Genomic DNA, 24,385 nt, shown 5'->3' with positions numbered 1-24,385 from the left:
GGGCCTTCTTTTTACATCGAATCAATCTCAGTGACTGCCCACCAGTTTCCCGCCCATCATCCGCCGCCGATAGGCGCTGTCACGACTGGCCAGCCAGAAGTACAGCGGCGAGGTCACCAGCAGCCCCACCAGCCACGACAGGTCGGCGCCGTTGATGTGCGCCGACACCGGGCCGACGTACAGCGGGGTGTTCATGAACGGGATCTGCACCGCGATGCCGATCGCATAGGCCAGCAACGCCTGCGGGTTGTAACGTCCGTAGATGCCACCGTCGACCTGGAAGATCGACTGGATGTCGTACTGGCCCTTGTGAATGGCGTAGAAGTCGATCAGGTTGATCGCCGTCCACGGCACCAGCACCACCAGCAACACCAGCACCATGTCGACAAAGTGACCGATGAAGTCCTTCGACGCGCCGACGGCGGCAAAGCAGCAGGCCAGCAGCACGATGATCGAGATCACCGCACGGCTTTTGGCGGTCGGAATCCAGCGATAGGCAAAGGTCTGTACCAGAGTGATCAGCGACAGCACCGCGCCGTACAGGTTGAGGGCGTTGTGGCTGATCACGCTGAGCAGGAACAGCACCAGCATCAGCGGGCCGATCGAGCCAGTGGCGAGCTTGACCGCATCCATGGTGTCCATGCCCACGGGTGTCGCCAGCACGGCGACGGCACCGAAGATGAACGCCAGACTCGAGCCCAGCGCCGAACCCAGATACGTGGTCCAGAACGTCGACGAGACTTTGACGTCGGCCGGCAAATAACGCGAATAGTCGGACACGTAAGGCGCAAACGCGATCTGCCACAGCGCGGCGAGCGACACGGTGGCGAGCCAGCCGGAAAGGTTGAAGCTGCCGCGGGTGAGGAAGTCGTCGGTTTGAATATGGGTGAAGATGTAGCCGAAACCGACGACGATGCCGATCCCCAGCACCCAGGTGCCGATGCGGTTGAGCACGTGGATGAAGCGGTAGCCGATGATGCCGATGATCCCCGAACCGAGGGCGCCGATGACGATGCCGACTGGCACCGGCACGCTGTCGACCACGCCGTGCAGCGACTTGCCGGCCAGCACGATGTTGGAGGCAAAGAAGCCGATGTACATGACCCCGGCAATCAGCACCACCAGCAGAGCACCGAGCGAGCCGAACTGTGCGCGGCTCTGGATCATCTGTGGAATGCCCATCTGCGGGCCTTGCGCCGAGTGCAGCGCCATCAGCACGCCGCCGACCAGATGACCGACCAGAATCGCGACGATGCCCCAGACCAGATTCAAGTGGAACAACTGCACGCCCAGCGCGCCGGTGACGATGGGCAACGGCGCGATGTTGCCGCCGAACCACAGCGTGAACAGATCCCTGACCTTTCCGTGGCGATCTTCGGGGGGCACGTATCCTATCGTGTGTTTTTCAATGAGCGGCGCGGACGTTGTTGCAGAGGTGGACATGACGAACTCCAAGGCAAGGATGAGTACGTGGACGTACTTCGGTAAGCGCCGACACGGACGGCGCATTTCTTGTTGAAGCGATCATGTGCAAAGGCCCGGGATAGATAAATTAGTAAGTTTGTTGCTTCAGACCTTAAAAAATATATGCCCCGGGTCTGGGGGCTGTCCGGTATGTTCAACAGTGATCAATAACAAAAACTTTCAGAGGCGAACCCTTTCCTGTGGCGAGGGAGCTTGCTCCCGCTGGGCAGCGAAGCGGCCCCAAACGGCACCATTCCCCCGATATTGTGAGTGCTGCGCACTCAAGCGGGAGCAAGCTCCCTCACCACAAAAGCGTTGTCTCACTTGCAGAGGTTTTATATGGCCGCCTACAACCTGCGCCAGCTCAAATACTTCGTCACCACCGCCGATTGCGGCAGCGTCGCCGAAGCCTCGCGCAAGCTCTATATCGCCCAGCCGTCGGTCTCCACGGCGATCAAGCATCTGGAAGAAAGCTTCGGCGTGCAGCTGTTCATCCGTCATCACGCCCAGGGCGTGTCGCTGACGCCCAGTGGCTCGCGTTTCTATCGCAAGGCGCTGGAATTGCTGCGGGTGGCGCATGAGTTCGAGCAGAACGCGCTGGCGGATAACGATGTGGTCTCCGGGCAGATCGATATCGGCTGTTTCGAAACCGTCGCGCCGCTGTACCTGCCGCGCCTGATCGCCGGGTTCAAGCAGCGCTGGCCGGGGGTGGAAATCCGTATTCGCGATGGCGAGCAGCAGGAGCTGGTACAGGCGCTGACCGCCGGCAGCATCGATGTGGCGATGCTGTTTGAACATGACCTCGACACCACCATCGACACCATGCCGCTGATGCCGCCGCAGCAGCCCTATGCGTTGCTGCCGGCCGACCATCGCTTTGCACAACAGGCTAAAGTCTCGCTGTACGATCTGGTGCTGGAGCCGATGATCCTGCTCGACGTGGTGCCCAGCCGTACCTACTTCGTGAGCATTTTCGAGGAGCGCGGACTGACCCCGCATATCGTCTTCAGCTCACCGTCGATCGAGATGGTGCGCGGCATGGTCGGGCGTGGGTTCGGCTTTTCGATTCTGGTGACCCGACCGTTCGGCGAGTACACCTACGACGGGCAGAAAGTGGTGTGCGTGCCGCTGGCGGAAACCGTGACCGGCTCGGGCTTGTCGGCAGCCTGGTTGCGTCGGGTGCAACTGACCAAACCGGTGCAGTTGTTCGTTGATCATTGCCGTGAGGAATTGGCCCGACTGCACGCTTGAAGGCAGGCAGTCAGGCCGAAAGGATCAGGCGCGAATCGAGGCCAGCATCCGTTGCAGCATCGCATCGCAGGCATCGAGTTGCACACGACTGACAAACTCGTCAGGTTTGTGCCCCTGATCCATGCTGCCGGGGCCACAGACCACGGTGGGTATACCCGCCGCATCGAACAGCCCGCCCTCGGTGCCGAACGCCACGGTGCCGTATTCCCGTGAACCGCAAAACGCCGCAATCAGCTCCGCGGCCTGACTCTGCGCATCGGTGGCCAGGCCCGGATAGGCCGACAGCTCACTGAAACGAATCGCACTGTGCTCGCTCACTGCCAGCATGCGCGGCAGCACTTGCTGCTCGGCGTAGGCCTGCAACTGCTGCGCGACCAAGTCCGGATCCTGCGAGGGCAGGGCGCGGATTTCGAAGTCGAAGCGGCAATCGGCGGGGACGATGTTCAGCGCTTTGCCGCCGCTGATCACCCCAGTCTGTACTGTGCTGTAGGGCGGATCGAAACGTGCGTCGTGATGCTCGGGCGTCTTCAGTTGCTGGCCGATGCGCCCCAGCTCACCGATCAGCTCGGCGGCGTACTCGATGGCGTTGACCCCCAGCGGTGCGTAGGCCGAATGACACGGATGGCCGTGCACGTCGCAGCGCATCGCCAGTTTGCCTTTATGGCCGAGCACCGGTTTCAACTCGGTCGGTTCACCGATGATGCACAGCAGCGGTTTGACCGGCCGCTGCTGCAGCTCGGCGAGCAACGAGCGCACCCCGAGGCAGCCGACTTCTTCGTCATAGGACAGGGCGATGTGCACAGGCATGCGCAGCTCTGCAGCGACCAGCGCCGGCACCAGCGCCAGCACGCAAGCGATGTAGCCCTTCATGTCGGCGGTGCCGCGCCCGAACAGCTTGCCGTCGTGCTCGCTGAGTTCAAACGGCGCTACTGTCCAGGGTTGACCATCGACCGGCACCACATCGGTGTGCCCCGAGAGCACGATGCCCGGTTGCTCGGCCGGGCCAATCGTGGCGAACAGATTGGCCTTGCTGCGCTCGGCGTTGTAGATCAGCTCGCACGGCACGTCGAAGTCAGCGAGATAGTCGCGCACGAACTCGATCAGATGCAGGTTGGATTCGCGGCTGGTGGTGTCGAAGCCCACCAGCGTCCTGAGCAACCCGACGCTGTTCATCGATCATCACCGGCAACGCCATAGCCCGGCGCCTTGGCCGGGTCGAGCGCGCGATCAATATAGTCCTGCAACTGCGGCTGATAGGCGTCCCAGAGTTTTTGCAACTGGCCGATCGGGTCTTCGTCGGCCCAATCGATGCGCAAATTGACGATCGGCCAGGTCTGTTCGCCGACCACCACCACGGCCGCCGAATGCACTGGTCCAGCTTCGCCTCCGAGGGCCTGTGCGGCGTGCAGGGCTTTAAGCAGGCGATCGGCCAATTGGCCTTCGCCGTCTTCAAAGGCGCGGACCATCGCCTCGATGACCGCACGCCCGGCGAGCATGTTGCCAGCGGCCACGCATTGCTCGCCGCAGACTGCGTTGTGCACGCCGAGGGTTTGCGCGCCGCTGAAATGCGCGGTCTGGCCGAGGTGGTTGATCGCGGTGATCTGCCGGTACTGGCTGTAGCCGTTGCGGGTCAGCACCTGGTCCAGCGCAGCGTCGGGCGCGTGGCCTTGCTCCATCAGCGCCAGGACTTCCGGGCCGAGGGAGGGCAGAGTGATGTTCTGGCTCGACACCGCGCCGACACCCGGCAACAGCCACGGGCAACGCGCGCCGACGGCGATGCTGGAGGAACTGATGGCGACACCGAACTGGCCGGTATCGGGGCAACGGGCTGCGATTGAAAAGGTCATGGTCTAACTCCTTGTGTGTCTGGGCCGGCCTCTTCGCGAGCAGGCTCGCTCCCACAGGGGATTGCATTTCAATGTGGGAGCGAGCCTGCTCGCGATGGCCGCGACTCGGTCTGCCGACTTACTCGGGAATCACCGCCACCACATCAATCTCCATCAGCCACTGCGGCTGCCCCAGTGCCGACACCACCAGCCCGGTGGAAATCGGGAACACGCCTTTGAGCCACTTGCCGACTTCCTGATACACCGGCTCGCGATAGCGCGGGTCGATCAGGTAGGTGGTGGTCTTGACGATGTGGCTCATGTCGCTGCCGGCTTCCTCCAGCAACTGTTTGACGTTGCGCATCGCCTGTTCGGCCTGCGCGCGCGGATCACCGAGGCCCACCAGATTGCCGTCGAAATCAGTGCCGACCTGACCCCGGACATACACGGTATTGCCGGCGCGCACGGCCTGGCACAAATCATTGTCCAGCGTCTGATTCGGGTAGGTGTCCTTGGTGTTGAACATACGGATGCGGGTGTGGGTTGGCTTGCTCATGTACAGCTCCAGACTGAGTGTTCAGCGGCGCACCGGGCACCGCCGCGAAAGAGGGCAATCAAGCGTCGACGGTATCGGCGGCTTTCGTGCTGGCGGTCGAATGCAGGGCGGCTTCACGCTGCTCGGCATCCTTGTAATCGAGGTATTTACGCTGGGTGGCGATGTGATCGGCCACGTGTTTGGCGTCATGCCACACGCCCCAGATGAACGACGAACCACGGCGCGACTGCCATGGCAGCCCGAGGAAATACACCCCCGGCTCACTGGACACTCCGCGCTGGTGCTGCGGTTTGCCCTTGTCGTCAAACGCGGCGACCTGCAGCCAGGAATAATCCACGGCAAACCCGGTGGCCCAGATGATCGAGGTGATACCGGCTTCGGCCAGATCCAGATCGAGCAGCGGATTTTTCACGCACTCGGGATCCGCATAGGTTTCGCGTGCTTCGGGTTCTTCCGGCAGGTCGAGACCGTTGCGCTCGATGTAGGCATCGGCGGCATCCAGCAGCGCCAGATAGTTCTCGTCACCGCGCTTGAGGTTGTCGCGCAGGTCCTGCTTGAAGGTCACCACGCCGTTGCTGAACGACTCGGTGACGCCGACCAAGGTCATGCCGCGATGGGCCAGACCACGGAAGTCGATGGTGCGCCCGCCATGCGCGCCGCTGACCGCGATGGTCACATGCTCGCGGCCGGGTTTCATCGCCGCCTGATCCCACTCGCCGAGCACCCCCAGCCACCAGCAGAAATCACGGTTGCGATAGGCACGCGGCGGACGGTCATGCGCACCGACCGAAAGATAGACCTGCTTGCCGGAACGCTGCAATTCATCGGCGATCTGCACGCCTGACGAACCGGCACCGACCACCAGCACTGCGCCGTCGGGCAGTTGCTGCGGATTGCGATAGTCGGCGGAGTGGATCTGCAACAGGCGTGGGTCTTGCGGGGCGATCGGCGGGATCACCGGACGCTGGAACGGCCCGGTCGCCGCGACCACGCGGCTGGCCTCGATCATTCCTTCGGAAGTCTCGATGGTGAAGCCCGGACGCCCGACATTGCGCACCACGCTTTTGACCTCGACCCCGGTGCGAATCGGCGCGTTGAATTTCTTCGCATAGGCTTCGAAATAGTCCGCCACGCGCTCCTTGGGGGCGAAACCATCGGGATCTACATCATCGAATTCCAGCCCCGGAAAGCGGTCATGCCACGCCGGACCGTTGGCCACCAACGAGTCCCAGCGCCCGGTGCGCCAACGTTCGGCAATGCGGCTGCGTTCCAGCACCAGATGCGGCACACCGAGTTTGCTCAGGTGCTCGCTCATCGCCACACCCGCCTGTCCGGCCCCCACAACAAGCGTGTCTGTTTTTATTATTTCATTGCTCATTTCTACATCCTTCCTGGCAAGGCAAGTGGATTCGGATCGCTTCAGGCTTGTCCGTTTTGCTTGCGGTCAGACTAGGCAGGAGGGGGGTATCGGTAAAATATTATTAAGCTGGGCTGTGAATACAAATTGCTGAAGCAGAGGGGGGGAAGCCAGTAAAAACGCGGCTTGCAGGGCAGGGGCGGGTTGTCCCGGGCGGGAAAACCCGGGACAGACAAGGAAAATTTCTCCTTTAAGGAGGGGGGAGTGTCGCGTCAGTTGCCGTCGGCAACCTTGCGTTCGATCGCATCGGTCTTGCGCTTGAGTTCCTCGGCCTCCTGTTCCTTGGTGCGGATCGAGGTTGGCGTCAGCACCTCGTCTACTGCTTTGGTGTCGTCGTCACTGTCCTGCAGATCCCGGCGAACCACATCCACCGGTTTACCCGCCGCATCGAGCGGTGGTGCGTTATGAGGGGTTGCAGGCTTGCGGTCATCGGTGTTTTTCATTTTTCATACCTCCATTGGCTTACAACGTTGGATACGACGACATGACGCGAGTTCGAGAAATTTCACGGGTAACCGCTGCCGCCCTCGGCTGCGCACTATTGATTGCTACACAGACGGTTCAGGCGGCCAGTTTCGACTGCGCCAAGGCCCGGGCGGCGGACGAAAAAGCCGTCTGCGCCAACCGCACGCTGAACGATCTGGACGTGACCATGGGCGAGCTGTTCAGCCTCGATAAACGCCTGCTGCCGATGGGCGGGCGCGATGCTCTGATCGGTGAGCAGCAGGCCTTCCTCAAAAGCCGCAAGGCCTGTGGTGCGAAGGTCGATTGTTTGACTGAGCTGTATCAGAAGCGCGTCGTTGCGTTGCGCAACATCATCGAGACGCGAGTGATGACGCAGGGGCCGTTTTGACCCGCTGCGTTTTTCTGCTGCTGGTCAGGTCATGCCGTCAAAGCAAACTCCACGACACCCCGACATAGACCCCCAACCCTTCACCCGGCGTAGACCGCGCCGCGTCCTGGCCCTTGTCGTCATACCCCGGCGTCACCGTCGCGGCGTAGTGCTTATTGGTCAGGTTGCGCAAGTCGAGCCAGGTTTGCCAGTCGTTTTTCGGCGCGTTGTAGCCGACGGTGGCGCCGAGCAGTGCGTAGGGATCGGCGTAGTAGCTGTTGGCGTAATCCACTGCGACCTTGGACACCAGTTGTGTGTTGACCGCTGCGAAGAAACCTTGTGGCCAGTCGTGGCGCAGTTCGCCCTGGTAATAGTGCATCGGCAGGCCGGGCAGGCGGTTGTCGCCGAAACGCTGGTCGTCGCGGTAGTGGAAGTCGCTGAAGGTGTAGGCCTGACGCAGGCTCAATTTACGTCCGTCGGCGGCTGACCACAGCGTGCTCTGCAGACTGGCTTCCACGCCTTGGTGCACGGTGGGGCTGGCGTTGAGTTCGTACGGGGTGACGGCGTTGGCGTCCGGCAGTACCGACAGCAATTCGTGGCGCACTTGGGCGTAGTACCACGCCAGGCTCCACTGGCCGAGCGCGCTGTCGCCGCGACCGCCGAGTTCGAGGGTGGTCGCGGTCTGGTTCTGCAGTTTGATCGGGTCGCTCTGAGTGCCGGTCGCCGCACCGTTGCCGGCCGGGAAGCGGATGTTCGAGCTGTAGATCAGCGACCATGGGTGCGGTGCTTCGACCGAACGGCTGAGGTTGCCGAACACTTGCAGGTCCGGCGTGACCTGATAGCGCAGGCCCAGACGTGGCGCGTAATCCCAGTCGTTCAGGCTGGTCTTGCCGCCGCTTTGCGGGTAGGTGACGGCGCTTTCGCGGCGGGTGTAAATGGCGGCGAGGCCCGTGGTCAGCCACAGGTCGTCGGCGATTTCCAGGTCGTTGCCCACGTGCAGAACGGTGTCCGAACCCTGATAGGTGAAGTTGCGCATGCGGGTGCCCGGGGCATACGCGGCGGTGTTGCCGGACGGGATGCGCACGAACTCACTGGCGCCGTCGTTGGGCAGGTGTTTGGTGGTGCGCAGGCCCACAGTGCTGCGGCTTTCCATGCCGAACAGGGTGTCGCGGCGCTTGTAATCGAACGTGCCGCTGACGTCGGTGTAGGCCACTTTCAGACGGTTCGGGCCTTCGCGCAGGTCCATCGGGTAGTCGTGATAGACCAGCCCGGTCTGGATGCTCGAATCGTCGTCGATGTAGTAGGTGGTCTTGTTGCCGATGAAGGTGCTGCCCGGTTGTTTACGGCTGTCATCGCGCGTCACGTAGGCCGGGTTGGCCGCCCGTGGAGTGTGCTCGATCGAGTGTTTGGTCACGCGGCCGGCGAGGTCGTTGTCGGTCTCGCGATAGCGGAAGTAGAAGCGGGTTTCCAGGTTCGGATTGAAGCGATAACCGAAGTTGGCGATCACGCCTTTGCTCTCGCTGGCAGTGTGATCCTGATAGCCGTCGGCGTTCGAGTCGGTCAGCGACACGTAGTAATCGAAGTCGCCCAGCACCTGCCCGGAACTCACCTGACGCTGCTGATAACCGTGGCTGCCGGTGGCATAGCGCACCTGCAATTTCGGCGCGTCGTAGCCGGTGTGGCTGACGTAATCGATGGCGCCACCCAGTGCCAGTGCACCGCGATCAAAGCCGTTGGCGCCGCGCAGCACCTCCACATGGTCGAGCCACAGCGGTTCGAGCAATTCGTAAGGCGTGCCGCCGGGGCCGGTCAGCGGCAGGCCGTCGAGCATCGTGTACAACCCCGAAGCGTGCGCGCCCGGTGCGCGGTTGATCCCCGAACCTCGGATCGAGATTTTCACCCCTTCATTACCCGCCGATTGCGCGTAGACCCCAGGCTGATACGCCAGCACATCCTGATTGCTCGCCACCCGGCCCTGCAACGGCTGGCGCAGGTCGACCACGTTGCTGCCGCCTGGCACTTGCGCCAGACGGGCTTGGGCCTCGGCGACGGAGGCATCGGCGCCGCTTTGTTCTTCAGCCGAAATCAGTACTTGTCCCAACTCCATGCCTTTGGGTTCCTCGGCCATGACCGGGCAGGCGAGGGCCAGGCCCAGCAGGGCAGAGGGCAGGGATTTGGGCGACGGCATCGAAGAAACTCCAGGCAGACAGGAACGGGCAATGAACAGTGCGACGCAAGAAGGAACGACGGAAACACATGGCAATTTTGCTTTTTTAACGGGGCGCTGCGTGGCAGGTGGGGGCAGGAAGGCTCAGGAGGCGGCAGTCAGGGCCATACACGCAGACGACTGGCCGCTTCTATCGCGGCCAGTCGCCCGGCGTATATCAGGATCAAGCAATCTTCAGCGCTATAAGAATGTCCAGCGGTGTCTGGGCAAATGCCCGGGCCTGTTCGGTCATCTCGGCAAGGTTTTCTTCGGCTGTGAGCAGCGGCTGGTCACCCTTGTGCAGCACTTCGCCCTGATCACCGATGACGGCCCACGCCAACTGCGCCCAGTCTTGCGGGTCGGTCATGCCTTGCTTGATCGAAATCAGGAACAACTGCTGCACGCGGCTGATCGGTACGCCACCGCCGGTGACCGGACTGGCCAGCACCTGAATGTTGTTGTTGAACAGCGCGCGTTTGCACAGTTGCAGGTTGAGGGTGTCGCAACGTTCCTGCACCTGCCTTTCGGCGGCTTCGCTCTGGCACGGGGCGGCGACGCCCATGCCGATCAGCACGGTGACAGCCTGCACCAGGTCGTCGTAAGACACGGAGCCGACGGCTATCGACAACTGCTGCAAGGTTTTCGCTTCGTAGGCATTGGCGGCGAGCGCTGCGAGCACCGGGCGGTAAATGTCCGCTTGTAAAGACGCCTCGCCCGCAGGGCCTGTGACCGTGCCGGGAATGCTCTCAATCGCTTGCAGCAGGACAAAACGCGTTCTCAGCAGGCCATCGCGTTGCTCGGCGGCAGACAGCCGATTGGCGCCGCGTACGTACAGATCCCGGCGGAAGTTCTGATTGATGAAGTAGTCGCGCGCCTGTTCGCGCATGATCGGGTGCTCGATACCTTCCAGAAAGTCCATGCCCTCTGCACTCAGATTCAGCGCAGCCACAGTGTCCAGCGGTACGGCCGTGGTGGCGTAGTCGAGTTTGGCTGCGGTCATGGCATCGACCACGTCGATGAAATACATGCAGTCCCAGTTGCGATTGAAATACTCGTGGGCCACGTACTGACGGTTCTGGCCCTTGATGCTCTGCAACTGGGCACCCAGGGCCGGCGCCGCTCTGGCGTACTTCGGATTGGCCGCCAACAGCGTTTCGGAAAACTCCATCGCGGCATCGATGCGTTTGGCCGGGCTGGTCGAGGCCTGGCTGGCAAAGCGATTGTGCAGGCTGAACAGATTGCGCAGGGGCGCCGAAGGCGACCAGCCCGGGAAGCAGTTGTAGCTGACGTATAACATGCCGCCGGGCTTGAGGTGGCGACGGGCGAACTCGACGATCAGTTGCTGATTGTCGCGGCTGACCCAGGACCAGATGCCATGCAGGCTGATGCTGTCGAACGCCGGCAGATCATCGCGGGCCAGCAGTTGCTCGAAGCTGTCGTCATACAGACGGGCCTGGCTGTTCCAGTCGTTCGCCAATGCGATGGCATGCGCGGCCTGAGATGGCGTGAAGTCGGTGCCGACATAGTTGCCCGGGTTGGCGGCGGCGTGGATGTTGATGGAAACACCCTGGCCAAAGCCCAGTTCGCAGTGGTAGCCGCCGGCGTTCTCCAGCGTGGCAAAGCCACGCAGCAACAGGCAAAAGCGCTGGAACACCGGGTTGATTTCCCGGCTGTACGAGTAGGTGTAGCCCTCGTCGGTGAAATACCCTTCGTTCCAGGCATTGCTCATGGGTGCATCCTTCAATTCGCGAGTGAGAGCCGCTCTTATAAGGGGTTGGCAATGTGCACCACAAGCGGAAAAACATGTAAGTGAATCTTACGATTGCCGAGGCGTTTAGACGTCTGTCTGCCATCGCTGCTGTGGGCCGCAAATCGGTCATGCAGTCTTTCGGGCCAGCGCCCGGGTTAATTCGAGCACCATGCCCTGTAGGAGTCAGCGCCCGTGCGCCGCGTCCGCCAGTTGCCCGGTATCGACCCGCACGAACACCGAATCGCCCACCGCCGTCAGCACTTCTCCGGCGTACACCTCGCAGATCACCCGAGTTTTGCGCCCGACGTCGCCTTCGACCCTGGCGCGCAAGGTCAGGGTGACGCCCATCGGTGTGGGTTTGATGAACTTGAGGCCGAGGTTGCCAGTGACGCAGTCGATGCGCGGCAGGCTGCCCGGTGCACGCTGTTCGGCGCGGTAGTGGTAAGCCATCGCGGTCCAGTTGGAATGGCAGTCGACCAGCATTGCCAGCAGGCCGCCGTATACCAGGTCTGGCCAGCCGCAGTATTTGTCGTCCGGCAGGTGTTCGGCCATGACGTGCACGCCGTCCTCGTGCCAGTAGCTTTTGACGTGCAGGCCATGGGGGTTGCGGCTGCCGCAGCCGTAGCAGACGCCTTCGGGGGCGGCGAGGTCTTGCAGAGGCGTTTCGGAACGGGTCATGGGTCTGATCATCCTGAAGTGGTGAGCCCGGTCAGGCGCAGGCGGTTGCGGCCGCCGCGCTTGGATTCATACAGCGCGGCGTCGCCTTGTTCGATCAATGCCGCGAGGCTGGCCGGTGGCTGGTTGAACAGCGTTGCGCCGATGCTCAGTGTCACCGGTTCGGCGGTGGGGAATGCCTGGGCGGCGCTGCGCTGAAATTGATCGCGCAGGGCGTCGCCCAGTCTGACGATGTGATCACTCGGCGCGTTGCTCAGCAAAATCACGAACTCGTCGCCGCCCAAACGGGCGGCCAGCGCCTCATCGGTGGTCTCGGCGCGGATCATTTCGCTCAACGCGACCAGCAAACGGTCGCCGGCGCTGTGGCCGTACTGATCGTTGACCGATTTGAAGTTGTCGATATCGATCAATAGCAGGGCGCCGGGATGCGCCGCAGACACGCCCCGCAGCAGGCCCGGCGCGCGCATGTCGAGGGCGCGGCGGTTGTAGAGCGCGGTCAGTGGATCGCGGGCGGCCAGTCGGGCGATCTGCTCCTCGCGCCGGTAGCGTTCGGTGCCGGTCATCGACAGTGCGATCAGCATGATCGCCATCGCGCCCTCGACCAGCGAGATCTGGATGATGACGCCACGGAACGCAGCCAGGTCGATCAGCGTGCCGGGGATCACTACGGTCAGGGCCTTGGCCACATAGAAAATCCCATGCCCGAGCAGCACGTAGCGCAATTGCACCGCACCGACGCTCAGCGATTTGCCATGCGGGCGCAGCAGCAGGCTGGCCTTGAGCGTCGAGGCAGCGACCAGCAGCGAGTTGGCGGCGAGCATGACTTTCGACCATAGCGGCCCGTCCGGCAGCAACAGCATCACCAGCCAGCAGACGAAGATCAGGTACCAGGCCGGTGACAGGCGGATCTGCGTAAAGCGCGCCACCCCCAGCAGAAACAGGAAGTGCGCGGTCACCAGCAAGCCGTTGGCGAACCAGATGCCGATCAGCAAAAAGCCGTTGCTGCGCAGCAGGGCCAGGGTGGAACCGATGGTGATGGTGGCGAAACCGGCGCTCCAGAACAGCAGCGAAGGCTCACGAATGCTGCGCCACTCGACCGCCAGATACAGCGCGGCGGCGGCTGCGAGAGCGATCGAGATGGTCAGCATCGTTGGTGGGTCGAGCGGCATTTCCGGGGGAGCCTGTCAGAAGGTCGGTAAGGCCGCCGATTGTAAGCGTTCGGGGCCGTTTTGGCAGGCGCCGCATACGATCATCACCGACCGGCGTCCACGCTCATTCGTGAGGCGTGAGCCAAGTGTCGACGACCCGCCGATCCAGTTCTTCCCAGTACGCCATGCCCAGCACCCGGGTGGTGTTCAACCCGCGCAAATAGCCACGCAACTGATTGGCGGTATCGCGCTTGAGCTGCGCATCGGTGATGTCCTTGTCCAGCAACACGTTTTCGTACTGCACCAGGTATTCCGCCACCCGCTCGCGAAAGTCCTGCAAAACCGCGTCGCGGATCAGGTCAAAGGTTCTCAAATTGGCGTCCTCACTGTTGTTTTATTCATTGTGGATGAGTGTGTACCCGTCTTTATCGTCGGTAACTATCGCTAGAAGTAATAGTGACCATCACGAAACGCAAGTTCAGCTTTGCTGGCAATAGGCGGAAAATTGCCCTCATTGAAAACGCAGCTCAAGGAAATTGCGCGATGAAGACACTGACCCGACTGGCGCTGACCGCTCTGCTGATGAGCGGCATGGTAGCCACGGCACCGTCTTACGCCGACGACGCCTGTGCGTGTCATCTTCAGCCAATCGCCGGCAGCAGCGCGACTTTGCAGCATTCACAGACCGTGGGTGTGTTGTACAGCGAAAACACCCGGGAAAACCTGCAATACCTGACGCGCTACCACGATACGGCGCTGCACGGGGCCAAGGATGCACTGGATCCGCGAATTCGCGCAGCCTTTGTCAGCAGCTCCGACCCGGAACTGGCGATCGACTGGTTGCTCAGCTCGTTGCAACGCCAGTTCATGTCGGTGACGGTTTACGACAACCTCGATGCACTGATTCTGGCGCATCCGGACATCGTGGTGAAACTGGACACCTTCAACCGCTTGCTGACTCAGCAGAACAGCCTGTACGAGGCGCATTTCATCGCGCGTTTCTACGATGCCGACCTGCAGTACATCGGCAAAGCCGAGGGCTCGGTGGAGAAACAGATTTCGTCGGTCTGGGTGCACGACAAAGCGGCGCACGAGATTGCCGCGCAGATCGAGCAGCAACGTGACCTGCAACTCAATGCCTTGAAGCAGTTCGATGCCTCGCTCAAGGCGCTGGTGGCTTCCAGCTGAACACTCAAAACCAAAAGGGCAGCGGCGGCGCCGTGACGCTGAACCGCTGCCGGTTGAACCGAACCTTTATTTTCAGGATTACCCCGATGCGTGCTTTGTTTGCCCCGACCCTGGCCGTTGCCTCCTTGCTGCTCGCCGGTTGCGCCTCCGCACCGAACGATCCGACGCTGACCTTGCAGACCAACAAGACTCCGGCGCAATACGCCGATTGCGTGGTGCCCAAGCTGCAGGGCAGTGCGCTGAACCCGACCGTTTCGCAGACCCAGCGCAGCTACCGCATCGTGGTGCCGAGCAAGGTGTCGGCAGACAACGTGCTGGAAGCCTACAAGGCCGGCAACGGCGGCAAGGTGTTCATCTACGAGCGTCACTTGCTGGCCTCGAATTTCCTGCCTTCCAGTTTTGAACGCGCTGCCCAGGATTGCATCTGACCCGGCTGCGCAAACCGTTCTGACCGAGCTCCTTTGGTTGGCCGCAACCAACCAATACTTTGCCCCGCACCTCATTCGGTTGCGGGGCTTTTTTTGTCTGACGTTTGCTGCTGTGGCGACGCCGACAATCGACCGCTCGCCCGGCGTCGTCGGCTTCTTGCACCGTCATATTGAAATATGGTTGTATAGTACAACTAAATTTCAGCGGTGGTGTGTCATGAGTATCCCTACAGCCTTGATCGAAGAAATCCGTACAGCGTCGCGCACGATGGTGCGTGAATTCGGTTTCCTGCGCGCCACCCTGGCGGCGACCGACTATTCCGCCTCCGGCGTGCACGCATTGCTGGAAATCGAGGCCGGGGACGGCGTCAGCGCTGCACAACTGGCGCAAAGCCTTGGTCTGGAAAAGTCCAGTGTCAGCCGCATGGTCGGCAAACTGATCAAGGCCGGGGAGATCGAGGAGCGTGCCGCCGAGGACGCGCGGGTCAAGCATCTGCACCTGACGGCGCAGGGCCGGCAGACCGTCGCCGACATTCATGCCTATGGCCAGGCCCAGGTCAGCAAAGCATTGGACACGCTCAATCCGTCGCAACAACAGAGCGTGGCGCAGGGCCTGTCAACCTACGCGCATGCGCTCAAGACCATCCGTCTGGGCGCCGACCGGCCACTTACGCCGAACCTGCACATCAGCGCCGGCTATCGCCCCGGGCTGATCGGCCGCGTGGCGCAAATGCATGCGGATTATTATTCGCGGCATTCCGGTTTCGGCGCGATCTTTGAAAGCCGCGTCGCCCGTGAAACGGCGGAGTTTGTCGGGCGCCTCGATCAGCCCTGCAACCAGATCTGGGTAGCCACGCTTGATGAGCGCATCGTCGGCTCGATCGCAATCGACGGCCAGGATCTGGGCAACAATCAGGCGCATTTGCGCTGGTTCATCCTCGACGACGGCTGCCGCGGCAGTGGCGTGGGCCGGCAACTGCTGAGCGCGGCAGTGGAGTTTTGCGATCAGCAGGGTTTTGATGCGATCCAGCTCTGGACCTTCAAGGGCCTAGACGCCGCGCGCCGACTGTACGAAGCGGCCGGGTTCGAATTGACCATGGAAGAGCAGGGCAGTCAGTGGGGTAGCGTGGTGACGGAACAGCAGTTCACCCGCCACCGGACGTGATCGTTATTGTTCCAGCCAGTCAGGATAGATCTGCACAAAGTGCTGCTGCAGCCATTCGACAAATACCTGAACTTGCGCAGCCAGGTGCGTGCGGCTGGGGTACAGCAGTGATACCGGGCGCGGGGTGGGCCGATAGGCGCTGAGGATTTCCACCAGGGTGCCGCTGGCCAGATATTCGGCCACGGTGATGCCTGGCGCCTGAATGATTCCAAAGCCCGCTACGCCGCACTGCACGTAGGCATTCGACTCGGTGACGGTGATGCCGGCGTTGCTGATGAACGCGCGGTCTTTGCCTTTGACCGAGAAGTGCCAGGGCAATGTCCTGTTGTTTTGGCCGGAAAGAAAATTCACCCCGCGATGGGCATTCAGATCGTCGAGTGTCCGCGGTTCGCCGTGTTCCTGCAGATACTCGGAGGCTGCGCACGTGACCATGGTCGCCATGGCGATCGGGCGAGCGATCAAGGTCGAGTCCGGTAACTCGCCAATTCGTAACGCGCAGTCGATACCTTCACCGATCAGGTCGACCGCCCGATCAGTCACGCCCAGCACCATGTCGATCCCGGGGAAGGCGCTGGTGAAGGCTTTCAGGTTTTTGATGAAGTCCAGTTGCGCGAACGCGGTTGGGATATCGACCCGAAGCCGGCCTTCGAGCGTTGCTCCGCTGCGGTCGAACATCGAAGTGGCGGCCGAGATATCCGCGAGAATTTCCTGCACTCGCTCATAGAACAGTTGGCCTTCGGTGGTGAGCGCGACTTTTCTGGTGGTGCGCTGAAACAGACGCACACCCAGGGATGTTTCCAGCTCCTGGATGTAACGGGTGACCTGGGGGCGCCCGATGTCCAGCGATTCGGCGGCTTTGGTGAAGCTGCCGAGCTCGGCAAGCCGGGCGAACAGTCGCATCGATTGCAGCAATTCCATGATCGGGACCTGACGGAATTTAATTGTTGCTTGAGGATAGAATAATCATGTGCCTTTTTGCGTATTTATTGCGCGAGCCCAACAGCGAAAGATGTGCCCAGGCAAACCCTTGGTGGTTTGCAGCCATTAATCCGTTTTTGGAGATTCGCAATGAAAGCCTGGTTACTGAAAGATTTCGGCCTCGACAATCTGCACCTGGAAGAGACAGCGACCCCGCAGCCACAGTCCGGTGAATTGCTGGTAAAGGTCGGCGCCGTGTCCCTCAATTTTCGCGACAAGGCGATTGTTGACGGCATCTACGAGCCGCACATGGTGCCCAAACCGTTGATTCCGGTGAGCGACGCAGCGGGCACCGTGGTCGCGGTGGGTGACGGCGTCAGCCGCTTCAAGGTCGGCGATCGGGTCAACTCGCATCTGTATTCCCGCTGGCTGGATGGCGAGCCGGGGCCGAATGAACCGGACTACTGCTTTGGTTCGCCGCTGCCCGGCGGACTGGCCGAATACATGATCATCCACGAAGACAGCGCCGTTGCCGCGCCGGACAACATGAGCGACGAAGAGGCGGCGACGTTGCCGATTGCTGCGCTCACGGCGTGGTACTCACTGGTCGACTTTGGACAGATCCAGCCCGGCCAGACCGTGCTGGTTCAAGGCACGGGCGGGGTGTCGATTTTTGCCGTGCAGATCGCCACGGCGCTGGGCGCCAAAGTGATCGCCACATCGAGTAGCGAGCACAATCTGCAAGCCGTGAAGGAACTGGGAGCGGTCGCGGGCGTGAACTACAGAACGACACCGAACTGGGCCGATGAAGTGTTGCGGCTGACTGACGGCAAAGGCGTGGATCTGCTGCTCGACGTGGCCGGTGGCAACGGCATCAATCAGTCGGTTGCAGCGACCAAGGCTTCCGGGCGCATTGCACAGATCGGTTTTTTGACCGGGCAGACCGTTGCACTCAATCTGATGCCGCTGATTTTCCGCCAGACCACCATTCGCGGTATCGCCGTGGCACCGCGCTCGTCCTTCGACCGAATGAACGTCTTCCTCAACCAGCACAAGATTCGCCCGGTGATAGATCAGGTGTATCCGTTCGAGAAAGCGCGCGAGGCGTACGAGCATCTGGCGAAGGGCGCGTTTGGCAAAGTGGTGATCAAAGTCGCCTGATATAGGCACAGGGCCAAGCATCGGGGCTCAATGCGATTGCGCCAGACCCTGTTGCGCCTTGGCTCTGGCAATCGAAAACGCCTTCGGCAGGCTGGCGCCATTCTTCGCGGCCAGGATCTCGGCCATCACGCTGACGGCGATCTCCGCCGGTGTCTTGCTGCCAATGTAGATGCCGATTGGCCCGTGCAGCCGTTCGAGTGATGCCTGGGTCTCACCGAAATGCTCGATCAGACGTTCGCGGCGCAGTTGGCTATTGCGCCGCGAACCGATGGCGCCGATGTAAAACGCCGGGCTGTGAAGAGCTTCGAGCAGCGCCAGATCGTCGAGTCGCGGATCATGGCTCAAGGCGACGATGCAGGTGCGCAGATCAACCGCGAAGTCGCGCACCACGTCATCCGGCATGCCGATGATCCGCTCCACACCGTTCACCGCCCAGGTTTCGATGTATTCGGCACGCGGGTCGCACACCGCGACCTTAAAGCCGTTGAACAGCGCCATGGTCGCCAGGTACTCGGCCAGCGCGCCGGCGCCGATCATCAGCAGCCGATACCCCGGCCCGAGGGTATTGAGCATCAGGTGGCCGTCGAAACTGAATTGCTCCGGGGTGGCCGTGGTTTCCAGCGTGACGCGACCGCTGTCCAGTGCCAGGCAGCGGCGCACCAGTTGCCCGGCATCCAGTTGCACCAGCAGTTCGTCCAGCACCTGCCATGAGGGATTGAACTCAAGAATCAGCTCAAGCGTGCCGCCACAGGGCAAACCGAAACGATGCGCCTCGTCGGCGCTGACGCCGTAGCGCACCACCTCGGGCGCACTGTCCTTGAGGCCGCTGCCGCCATGCGCGGTGGTGTAGCGATGGATCAGGTCGTCCTCGATGCAGCCGCCGGACACGCTGCCCACCACGCGACCGTCGTTACGCAAGGCCATCATCGACCCTGTCGGGCGCGGCGAAGAGCCCCATGTGCGCGCCACCGTGGCGAGCAACACTTGCTCGCCGGCGGCGAGCCAGTCCCGCGCGGTGCGCAGGACCAGCAAGTCGATGCTTTCCATCAAACGTTCCTCTAACGCATTTGCAGGATGATCGGGCTGCTGCTGGCCGGATCCGTACGTTCACGCAGCTTGTTGACGGCCTGCGGTTCAATGGCACCGCCCTGATTGCCCCAGGTGCTGCGCATGAAGGTCAGCACTTCAGCGATCTGTTGATCCGATAACTGTTCACGGAATGCCGGCATGCGATAGGCGTCCGGTACTCCGGCGGCCACCACCCGCTGCGAACCGTTGAGGGTGATGTTGATCGCCGAGGCACTTTCCTTGGCCAGTGCCGAGGTGGCGCCGGCCAGCGGCGGCATCCATTCCGACTGGCCCTTGCCGTCGAGGCCGTGGCACGAAGCACAGCGCGTGACGTAGGTATGAGCACCGGGCGCGTCCAGACGTTCCGCCGCCGAAACCGTTTGGTACTGCCATGGCTGGCCGTCGCGCTGACGGTCCCCCGGCAATGACTTGAGATAGCGGGCGATCGCGGTCAGATCGTCATCGCTCATGAACTGCGTGGAGTTGTTGAACGCCTCGGTCATCGAGCCGTAAACCACCGCATGTTTGTTGCGCCCGGTCTTGAGGAACTGCACGATCTCCGGCTCGCTCCAGCGGCCCAGGCCGGTATTGTGGTCATCCCGCAGGCTCGGCGCGTACCAGCCATCGAGCAAGGCGCCGGCGAGGTACGGCGTGGCGGATTCATCCAGAGCCTTCTCGTTGAACGCCAGACCGCGCGGCGTATGGCAACTGCCGCAGTGTCCTGCGCCTTGCACGAGATAAGCGCCGCGATTCCACACGGCATCCTGCGACGGTTTGGCCACGTAAGGCTCGGTATCGACGAAGACACCGTTCCACAACGCAATCGGCCAGCGCAGGTTCAATGGGAAAGGAATCGCACTCGAGATATTCGCCTGCTTGACCGGTGTCACGCCTTTCATGAAAAACGCGTACAGCGCCCGCACATCATCGTCACTGAGCTTGGCGTAGGACGGGTAGGGCATCGCCGGGTACAGACGACGGCTTTCAGGTGCCACGCCGTGGCGCACCGCACGGTCAAAGTCCGCGAGGCTGTAGCGGCCGATGCCGGTTTCCGGCTCCGGGGTGATGTTGGTCGCGTGGATCGCGCCCAGTGGTGTGGCCATTTCCAGGCCGCCAGCGAACGGCGCACCGCCCGGCACGCTGTGGCATGCCACGCAGTCGCTGAGTCGGGCGACGTATTCGCCACGAGCGACCAGCGCCGGGTCGATATCGGCCACGGCGGTGTGGTTGTTTTCAAGGCGCGAGACAGGCTCGCGGGTGACATACCAGGCCAGCAGGCCTGCCGCGACCAGGCACGGCACTGCCAGCCAGCCAGCGGTTCTTGCGAATCGGCGGTTATTCATGGACGCTCCGGCGCTGATCAAGTGAAGGTGTGTCGGCTCATGGGCAGGCTGCGCACCCGTTGCCCGGTCAGCGTTGCCACCGCATTGGCGACGGCGGGCGCGACAGCGGGCAACGGTGGTTCGCCGATGCCGCCCATTTTTTCCCCGCTCTCGACAACACGCACGTGGACCCGGGCCATCCGCGCAGGCGGCAGGATCGGATACAGGTCGTAGTTGCGCGCGCGCGGTTTGCCATCAATCCACACGGCTTCCTCCACCAGGGTCTGCGACAGGCCCAGCGCCACCGCGCCATTGACCTGCGCTTCGACAATCGCCGGATTGACGATGCTGCCGGGGTCGATTGCCTGCCAGATGTCGTGCACCTTGACCTGACCGTTCTCGATGGAGACCTCGGCGATTACCGCCGTCTGGGTACCGAACGGCGACGCCATCGCCACGCCTCGGGCGCGTTTGCTGCCGTCCGCCGCGGTGAACGGCCCACGCTTCCAGCCCCCCGACAGCTCGCCCACTGCTTGCAGCAGCGTGGTCAGTCGTGGGTTGTCGCGCAGCAGATGCAGGCGCAATTCGAACGGGTCCTTGCCGCCCTTGTCGGCCAGTTCGTCAAGGAACGATTCGTAGAAGAAGTCGTTGAGCGAATTGCCCACCGAACGCCAGTAACCCAGCATCGCCGGGCCTTTGGCGTAGATCTGCGCGATGCGCTTGTTGGGGATTGCATAGGATTTACCCGACAACCCTTCAAGCGCCGTCGGGTCGAGTTTTTCACCCTGTTTGCCGGCCAGCGCCTCGGTCGGGCCTTCGGTGGCGCTGATCGCTTCGATCGCCAGCGGCCAGCCGTCGTTGTCTAGCGCGGCGCGGAAATTCACGGCGGCTACGGGACGCAGCACGTCGCGCAGAAACTCTTCCTCGCGGCTCCAGATCAGTTTGACCGGGCGGCCAACCGCTTTCGATAACTCGATCGCCTGCGGGTAGGGACTGGCGGCGTCGTAAAGGAAATGCCGACCGAAGAAGCCGCCCAGCAATGGCGAATGCAAGGTGATGCGCGACGGATCCAGCCCGGTGCGTTTGGCGATGTCGGCACGGAACATGTCCGGCGCCTGATTCGGCAGCCAGACTTCCAGCGAACCGTCGGGATTGAACCGGGCCAGCGCCGACGGCGGCTCCAACTGGCCGTGGTTCAGGTACTGGTTGTGGTAAGTGGCGTCAATCCGGGTTTTGGCGCTGGCCAGAACTGCAGCCACGTCGCCCTCATTTTCATCATCCCTGGTCGGGCCTTTGTCGTCAGCCAGGCGCTTGAGCCAGGCGTCGCTGGAAAAGTCCGCAGGCATCGAGCGTACTTTGCTGTCGGCCGTGGGTTCCTGCCAGTCGACCTGAATCGCTTCCACTGCACGTTTGGCGTGCCACCAGCGCTCGGCGACCACGGCCACGGCACCCGGCAGACGATGCACGGAATGCACGCCTTTCATCGCCTTGACCTGCTCTTCGTTGCGCAGGTTGCCCACGGTCATGCCCAGACGCGGGGCATGTTGAACGGCGGCGTGGAGCATGTCGTCGACCTTCAGATCGATGCTGTAGAGCGCCTTGCCCGTGGACTTGTCGTAGGCATCGACGCGCTTCACCGGTTTGCCGATCCAGCGGAACTGGCTCGGATCACGCAGCTGCACCGAGGCCGGATCGGGCACCGGCAGATCCATGGCGTGCTCGGCCAGTTCGCCGTAGGCCAGCGAGCGGCCCGACCTGGCGTGCACGACTTTGCCGGGTTCGGTGCTCAGTTCGCTGACCGGCACCCCAAGTTTCTGCGCACCGGCCTGCAGCAGCATGGCGCGGGCGAGGGCGCCGAGGCGGCGCATCACCGGGTAACTCATGCGCACCGACATGCTGCCGCCGGTGATGCGCATACCGTTTTCCATCACCACATAGGCTTCGCCGGGCGGCGCGGCTTCGACCAGGAATGTCGACGGGTCGGCATCCAGTTCTTCACCGACGATCTGCGCCATCGCGGTGAACGTACCTTGTCCGCCTTCCATGAACGGGCAGAGCAGGCGCACGCGGTTGTCCGGGCGGATTTCCAGAAACGCCGGCACCTGCGTGCCACGCTCGGCAGTCGCGGCCGCCACTGCCGCTTGCACGCGCGTCGTGCCCAGCGGCAGGCCGAAACCGAGCACCAGTGCGCCGACAGCGGTGCCGGCCAGGAAACGTCTGCGCGACACGTTGATCGGTTCGTGCAGAGCCAGTGCTGATGCTTCCTGGGACGGATCGATACGCACGTTCATCAGGCGTCTCCCTTGCCGGCCAGCTCATGCACGGCGGCATGAATGGCGTTGTACGTGCCGCAGCGGCACAGGTTGACCATCGCCGCCTCGATCTGCGCATCACTTGGTTTGGGGTTCTGCTTGAGCAGTGCCGTGGCGGCCATCACCTGCCCGGACTGGCAGTAGCCGCACTGGGCGACCTGCAGATCAACCCAGGTCGAGACCACCCGTTTACCGACTTCATCGGCCTCGATCGCCTCAATGGTGGTGACCTCGCGGCCGACCACACCGGCCACCGGTGTGACGCATGAGCGCACCACGTTGCCGTCCACCAGCACGGAACAGGCGCCACATTGCGCCAGTCCACAGCCGTACTTGGTGCCGGTCATGCCCAGATCATCGCGGATCACCCACAGCAGGGGCGTATCGGCGTCGGCATCGACCTGATAGGTTTTCTGGTTGATTCGTAGTTCCATGGTTCACCCGCTCGATCATCGGTTGACGTGCATTTTTATAAGCGGTGAAACGCTGCGTGGCGCCTCATCGGTAAAGCGTGTTCTTTTGCTCAACTGGCCGTATTGCCCAGTGCTTCTGCGGCGAAGGGATCGCCACGCAGCAGCGCGATGTCCCGACTGGGTGCGGTGCCGTACAGGCGTGCGTATTCGCGGCTGAACTGCGAGGGACTTTCATAACCGACCGCAAACGCCGCTCGCGAAACGTCCAGACGCTCCATCAACATCAGCCGGCGCGCCTCGTTCAATCGCAGCCATTTCTGGTACTGCAGCGGGCTCATACCGGTGAGCTGGCGGAAGTGGTGGTGAAAAGTCGGTGCGCTCATCTGCACCCGCGCCGCCAGTTCATCGATGCGCAGCGCCGTGTTGTAGTTGACCTTGAGCCAGTCGATGGCTTTGGCGATGCGATAACCCTGGCCATCGACGGCCGTGATCTGCCGCAGCCGCGCGCCTTGATCGGTATGGAGCAGCCGATAGTGGATTTCCCGCAGCACCAGCGGCGCCAACACCGGGATCGCCTCAGGCTCGTCGAGCAATGCCAGCAGGCGTTCGAGCGCGCCTTCCAGAGCGCACGACAGGTTGCCAATGCCAGCGCCGGTGTTCATCGACGGCTGCCGTTTCGCAGGCAAGCCACCTTTGCTGAGGATCTCGGCGAGCATGCCGACATCCAGTCTCAGCACCAGCCCGACACAGGGCTGTTCGGGGCTGGCGAGCATCACTTCGGAATTGGCGGGCAGATCCAGCGAGGTGACCAGAAACCGCGAAGGGTCGTAGCTGTAACCCTCACCGCCGACCCACAAACGCTTTTCCCCACGGCCCACCAGAATCAGGCTCGGCTCGATCATGCACACGGTCGGTGGCGCCGGCTGATCACGACGAAACAGCGACAGGCCGGGTATCGACGTGGCGAAGTCGCCCGCTACGCTCACGCGCGAGTCAATGTTCAACGCCAAAGGTGATTCGTGGCGCAGCGGGGTAGGGATCATGTCGGGCAACTCCTGTTGAACGAACTCTAATCCGCTGCACAGGCGATTCCTATACACCACCCTGCATCCTCAGAGGATCAGGCAAGCATTCAAGAGGAATGCACTAGGGCAGAGGTGAATCGACCGGGAGAATGTGTCAAACCATTACAGGAGAGCCGCGATTCGACAACGCGATCCTCGCACCGTGAAAAACAGTGCGTCCGGGCAATCGCCCGGACGCCTCTCGCAATACAGGTAATTCC

The 24,385-nt window shown here is 62.2% G+C and carries 23 protein-coding genes; 6 read left to right on the top strand and 17 right to left on the bottom strand.

Going from position 1 to position 24,385, the window contains the following annotated elements; all coding sequences use genetic code 11:
- Positions 1–27 precede the first annotated feature (27 nt).
- The gene (locus tag VLA07_RS14370; RefSeq protein WP_096796404.1) at positions 28–1,443 is read right to left on the bottom strand and encodes a purine-cytosine permease family protein; all 1,416 of its coding nucleotides are present in this window, start codon (positions 1,441–1,443) and stop codon (positions 28–30) included.
- A gap of 360 nt (positions 1,444–1,803) precedes the next feature.
- Here VLA07_RS14370 and VLA07_RS14365 point away from each other — a divergent pair, with 360 nt between their 5' ends.
- Positions 1,804–2,715 (top strand): LysR family transcriptional regulator, encoded by a 912-nt coding sequence (locus VLA07_RS14365; protein WP_333989515.1) that lies wholly within the window; start codon positions 1,804–1,806, stop codon positions 2,713–2,715.
- A 24-nt stretch (positions 2,716–2,739) separates the two neighbouring features.
- Here VLA07_RS14365 and argE read toward each other — a convergent pair whose 3' ends face one another.
- From argE to VLA07_RS14340, 5 genes are all read right to left on the bottom strand, one after another.
- Complete coding sequence (argE, locus tag VLA07_RS14360) at positions 2,740–3,888, bottom strand: acetylornithine deacetylase (protein ID WP_333989514.1); 1,149 nt, start codon at positions 3,886–3,888, stop codon at positions 2,740–2,742.
- Positions 3,885–4,562: a DUF1028 domain-containing protein gene (locus VLA07_RS14355; protein WP_333989513.1), complete on the bottom strand. Its 678-nt coding sequence runs from the start codon at positions 4,560–4,562 to the stop codon at positions 3,885–3,887. Before VLA07_RS14355 ends, argE begins: the two co-directional genes overlap by 4 nt.
- A gap of 118 nt (positions 4,563–4,680) precedes the next feature.
- Positions 4,681–5,097, bottom strand: a complete 417-nt coding sequence (locus VLA07_RS14350) for a RidA family protein (protein ID WP_003225869.1) — start codon at positions 5,095–5,097, stop codon at positions 4,681–4,683.
- Positions 5,098–5,155: 58 nt separating this feature from the next.
- Complete coding sequence (locus VLA07_RS14345) at positions 5,156–6,475, bottom strand: flavin-containing monooxygenase (protein ID WP_333989512.1); 1,320 nt, start codon at positions 6,473–6,475, stop codon at positions 5,156–5,158.
- A 251-nt stretch (positions 6,476–6,726) separates the two neighbouring features.
- Complete coding sequence (locus VLA07_RS14340; protein WP_027613005.1) at positions 6,727–6,957, bottom strand: hypothetical protein; 231 nt, start codon at positions 6,955–6,957, stop codon at positions 6,727–6,729.
- Between the two features lie 41 nt (positions 6,958–6,998).
- On the opposite strand from VLA07_RS14340, the gene VLA07_RS14335 reads away from it, so the two are divergent.
- On the top strand, positions 6,999–7,367 hold the full coding sequence (locus VLA07_RS14335) for a lysozyme inhibitor LprI family protein (protein ID WP_258679482.1): 369 nt from the start codon (positions 6,999–7,001) through the stop codon (positions 7,365–7,367).
- Between the two features lie 37 nt (positions 7,368–7,404).
- Here the strand turns inward: VLA07_RS14335 and VLA07_RS14330 are convergent, their stop codons facing one another.
- The 5 genes from VLA07_RS14330 to VLA07_RS14310 all read right to left on the bottom strand — a co-directional run bounded on the left by VLA07_RS14330 (position 7,405) and on the right by VLA07_RS14310 (position 13,498).
- Positions 7,405–9,534, bottom strand: coding sequence for a TonB-dependent receptor family protein (locus VLA07_RS14330; RefSeq protein ID WP_333989511.1), 2,130 nt, complete (start codon positions 9,532–9,534; stop codon positions 7,405–7,407).
- Between the two features lie 202 nt (positions 9,535–9,736).
- Positions 9,737–11,281, bottom strand: a complete 1,545-nt coding sequence (locus tag VLA07_RS14325; protein ID WP_333989510.1) for a class I SAM-dependent methyltransferase — start codon at positions 11,279–11,281, stop codon at positions 9,737–9,739.
- A gap of 204 nt (positions 11,282–11,485) precedes the next feature.
- The gene (locus VLA07_RS14320; RefSeq protein WP_098964346.1) at positions 11,486–11,980 is read right to left on the bottom strand and encodes a PaaI family thioesterase; all 495 of its coding nucleotides are present in this window, start codon (positions 11,978–11,980) and stop codon (positions 11,486–11,488) included.
- A gap of 8 nt (positions 11,981–11,988) precedes the next feature.
- Positions 11,989–13,146 (bottom strand): GGDEF domain-containing protein, encoded by a 1,158-nt coding sequence (locus VLA07_RS14315; RefSeq protein ID WP_333989509.1) that lies wholly within the window; start codon positions 13,144–13,146, stop codon positions 11,989–11,991.
- A gap of 103 nt (positions 13,147–13,249) precedes the next feature.
- The gene (locus VLA07_RS14310; RefSeq protein ID WP_047598324.1) at positions 13,250–13,498 is read right to left on the bottom strand and encodes a hypothetical protein; all 249 of its coding nucleotides are present in this window, start codon (positions 13,496–13,498) and stop codon (positions 13,250–13,252) included.
- Between the two features lie 170 nt (positions 13,499–13,668).
- Between VLA07_RS14310 and VLA07_RS14305 the strand changes: the two genes are divergently transcribed.
- The 3 genes from VLA07_RS14305 (at position 13,669) to VLA07_RS14295 (ending at position 15,906) form a co-directional block, all read left to right on the top strand.
- Positions 13,669–14,313 carry an ATPase gene (locus VLA07_RS14305; RefSeq protein ID WP_333989508.1) on the top strand — a complete coding sequence of 215 codons (645 nt, stop codon included), beginning with the start codon at positions 13,669–13,671 and terminating at the stop codon, positions 14,311–14,313.
- A gap of 86 nt (positions 14,314–14,399) precedes the next feature.
- Positions 14,400–14,741: a hypothetical protein gene (locus VLA07_RS14300; RefSeq protein ID WP_095136448.1), complete on the top strand. Its 342-nt coding sequence runs from the start codon at positions 14,400–14,402 to the stop codon at positions 14,739–14,741.
- Between the two features lie 217 nt (positions 14,742–14,958).
- Positions 14,959–15,906 (top strand): bifunctional helix-turn-helix transcriptional regulator/GNAT family N-acetyltransferase, encoded by a 948-nt coding sequence (locus VLA07_RS14295; protein ID WP_150368843.1) that lies wholly within the window; start codon positions 14,959–14,961, stop codon positions 15,904–15,906.
- Positions 15,907–15,909: 3 nt separating this feature from the next.
- Here the strand turns inward: VLA07_RS14295 and VLA07_RS14290 are convergent, their stop codons facing one another.
- Entirely contained in the window at positions 15,910–16,806 is an 897-nt protein-coding gene (locus VLA07_RS14290) for a LysR family transcriptional regulator (RefSeq protein WP_333989696.1), read from the bottom strand.
- Positions 16,807–16,974: 168 nt separating this feature from the next.
- On the opposite strand from VLA07_RS14290, the gene VLA07_RS14285 reads away from it, so the two are divergent.
- Positions 16,975–17,985 (top strand): zinc-dependent alcohol dehydrogenase family protein, encoded by a 1,011-nt coding sequence (locus VLA07_RS14285; protein WP_097090345.1) that lies wholly within the window; start codon positions 16,975–16,977, stop codon positions 17,983–17,985.
- A gap of 27 nt (positions 17,986–18,012) precedes the next feature.
- Here VLA07_RS14285 and VLA07_RS14280 read toward each other — a convergent pair whose 3' ends face one another.
- The 5 genes from VLA07_RS14280 to VLA07_RS14260 all read right to left on the bottom strand — a co-directional run bounded on the left by VLA07_RS14280 (position 18,013) and on the right by VLA07_RS14260 (position 24,143).
- Positions 18,013–19,032, bottom strand: a complete 1,020-nt coding sequence (locus VLA07_RS14280; RefSeq protein WP_247268965.1) for an XdhC family protein — start codon at positions 19,030–19,032, stop codon at positions 18,013–18,015.
- Between the two features lie 11 nt (positions 19,033–19,043).
- Positions 19,044–20,396, bottom strand: a complete 1,353-nt coding sequence (locus VLA07_RS14275; protein ID WP_247268966.1) for a c-type cytochrome — start codon at positions 20,394–20,396, stop codon at positions 19,044–19,046.
- A gap of 17 nt (positions 20,397–20,413) precedes the next feature.
- Complete coding sequence (locus VLA07_RS14270; protein WP_333989507.1) at positions 20,414–22,666, bottom strand: xanthine dehydrogenase family protein molybdopterin-binding subunit; 2,253 nt, start codon at positions 22,664–22,666, stop codon at positions 20,414–20,416.
- A complete protein-coding gene (locus VLA07_RS14265) occupies positions 22,666–23,121 on the bottom strand; it encodes a (2Fe-2S)-binding protein (RefSeq protein WP_011333895.1) in 456 nt (151 codons plus the stop codon). The genes VLA07_RS14270 and VLA07_RS14265 overlap by 1 nt, the downstream gene beginning before the upstream one ends.
- Positions 23,122–23,210: 89 nt before the next feature.
- Positions 23,211–24,143 carry an AraC family transcriptional regulator gene (locus tag VLA07_RS14260; RefSeq protein ID WP_333989506.1) on the bottom strand — a complete coding sequence of 311 codons (933 nt, stop codon included), beginning with the start codon at positions 24,141–24,143 and terminating at the stop codon, positions 23,211–23,213.
- Positions 24,144–24,385: the final 242 nt, after the last annotated feature.

This window comes from Pseudomonas sp. S3(2024), assembly GCF_036861315.1.
GTDB classification, from domain to species: Bacteria; Pseudomonadota; Gammaproteobacteria; order Pseudomonadales; family Pseudomonadaceae; genus Aquipseudomonas; species Aquipseudomonas putida_A.
This window is presented reverse-complemented; position numbering and strand designations above follow the sequence as displayed.

Bases quoted from the DNA above. Each gene is read 5' to 3' on its own strand.
- VLA07_RS14320 (WP_098964346.1), bottom strand. From the start codon at position 11,980: ATGACCCGTTCCGAAACGCCTCTGCAAGACCTCGCCGCCCCCGAAGGC.
- VLA07_RS14270 (WP_333989507.1), bottom strand. From the start codon at position 22,666: ATGAACGTGCGTATCGATCCGTCCCAGGAAGCATCAGCACTGGCTCTG.
- VLA07_RS14305 (WP_333989508.1), top strand. From the start codon at position 13,669: ATGAAGACACTGACCCGACTGGCGCTGACCGCTCTGCTGATGAGCGGC.
- VLA07_RS14260 (WP_333989506.1), bottom strand. From the start codon at position 24,143: ATGATCCCTACCCCGCTGCGCCACGAATCACCTTTGGCGTTGAACATT.
- VLA07_RS14355 (WP_333989513.1), bottom strand. From the start codon at position 4,562: ATGACCTTTTCAATCGCAGCCCGTTGCCCCGATACCGGCCAGTTCGGT.
- VLA07_RS14290 (WP_333989696.1), bottom strand. From the start codon at position 16,806: ATGCGACTGTTCGCCCGGCTTGCCGAGCTCGGCAGCTTCACCAAAGCC.
- VLA07_RS14295 (WP_150368843.1), top strand. From the start codon at position 14,959: ATGAGTATCCCTACAGCCTTGATCGAAGAAATCCGTACAGCGTCGCGC.
- VLA07_RS14265 (WP_011333895.1), bottom strand. From the start codon at position 23,121: ATGGAACTACGAATCAACCAGAAAACCTATCAGGTCGATGCCGACGCC.
- VLA07_RS14340 (WP_027613005.1), bottom strand. From the start codon at position 6,957: ATGAAAAACACCGATGACCGCAAGCCTGCAACCCCTCATAACGCACCA.
- VLA07_RS14315 (WP_333989509.1), bottom strand. From the start codon at position 13,146: ATGCCGCTCGACCCACCAACGATGCTGACCATCTCGATCGCTCTCGCA.
- VLA07_RS14370 (WP_096796404.1), bottom strand. From the start codon at position 1,443: ATGTCCACCTCTGCAACAACGTCCGCGCCGCTCATTGAAAAACACACG.
- VLA07_RS14365 (WP_333989515.1), top strand. From the start codon at position 1,804: ATGGCCGCCTACAACCTGCGCCAGCTCAAATACTTCGTCACCACCGCC.
- VLA07_RS14280 (WP_247268965.1), bottom strand. From the start codon at position 19,032: ATGGAAAGCATCGACTTGCTGGTCCTGCGCACCGCGCGGGACTGGCTC.
- VLA07_RS14300 (WP_095136448.1), top strand. From the start codon at position 14,400: ATGCGTGCTTTGTTTGCCCCGACCCTGGCCGTTGCCTCCTTGCTGCTC.
- VLA07_RS14345 (WP_333989512.1), bottom strand. From the start codon at position 6,475: ATGAGCAATGAAATAATAAAAACAGACACGCTTGTTGTGGGGGCCGGA.
- argE (WP_333989514.1), bottom strand. From the start codon at position 3,888: ATGAACAGCGTCGGGTTGCTCAGGACGCTGGTGGGCTTCGACACCACC.
- VLA07_RS14335 (WP_258679482.1), top strand. From the start codon at position 6,999: ATGACGCGAGTTCGAGAAATTTCACGGGTAACCGCTGCCGCCCTCGGC.
- VLA07_RS14275 (WP_247268966.1), bottom strand. From the start codon at position 20,396: ATGAATAACCGCCGATTCGCAAGAACCGCTGGCTGGCTGGCAGTGCCG.
- VLA07_RS14325 (WP_333989510.1), bottom strand. From the start codon at position 11,281: ATGAGCAATGCCTGGAACGAAGGGTATTTCACCGACGAGGGCTACACC.
- VLA07_RS14285 (WP_097090345.1), top strand. From the start codon at position 16,975: ATGAAAGCCTGGTTACTGAAAGATTTCGGCCTCGACAATCTGCACCTG.
- VLA07_RS14350 (WP_003225869.1), bottom strand. From the start codon at position 5,097: ATGAGCAAGCCAACCCACACCCGCATCCGTATGTTCAACACCAAGGAC.
- VLA07_RS14330 (WP_333989511.1), bottom strand. From the start codon at position 9,534: ATGCCGTCGCCCAAATCCCTGCCCTCTGCCCTGCTGGGCCTGGCCCTC.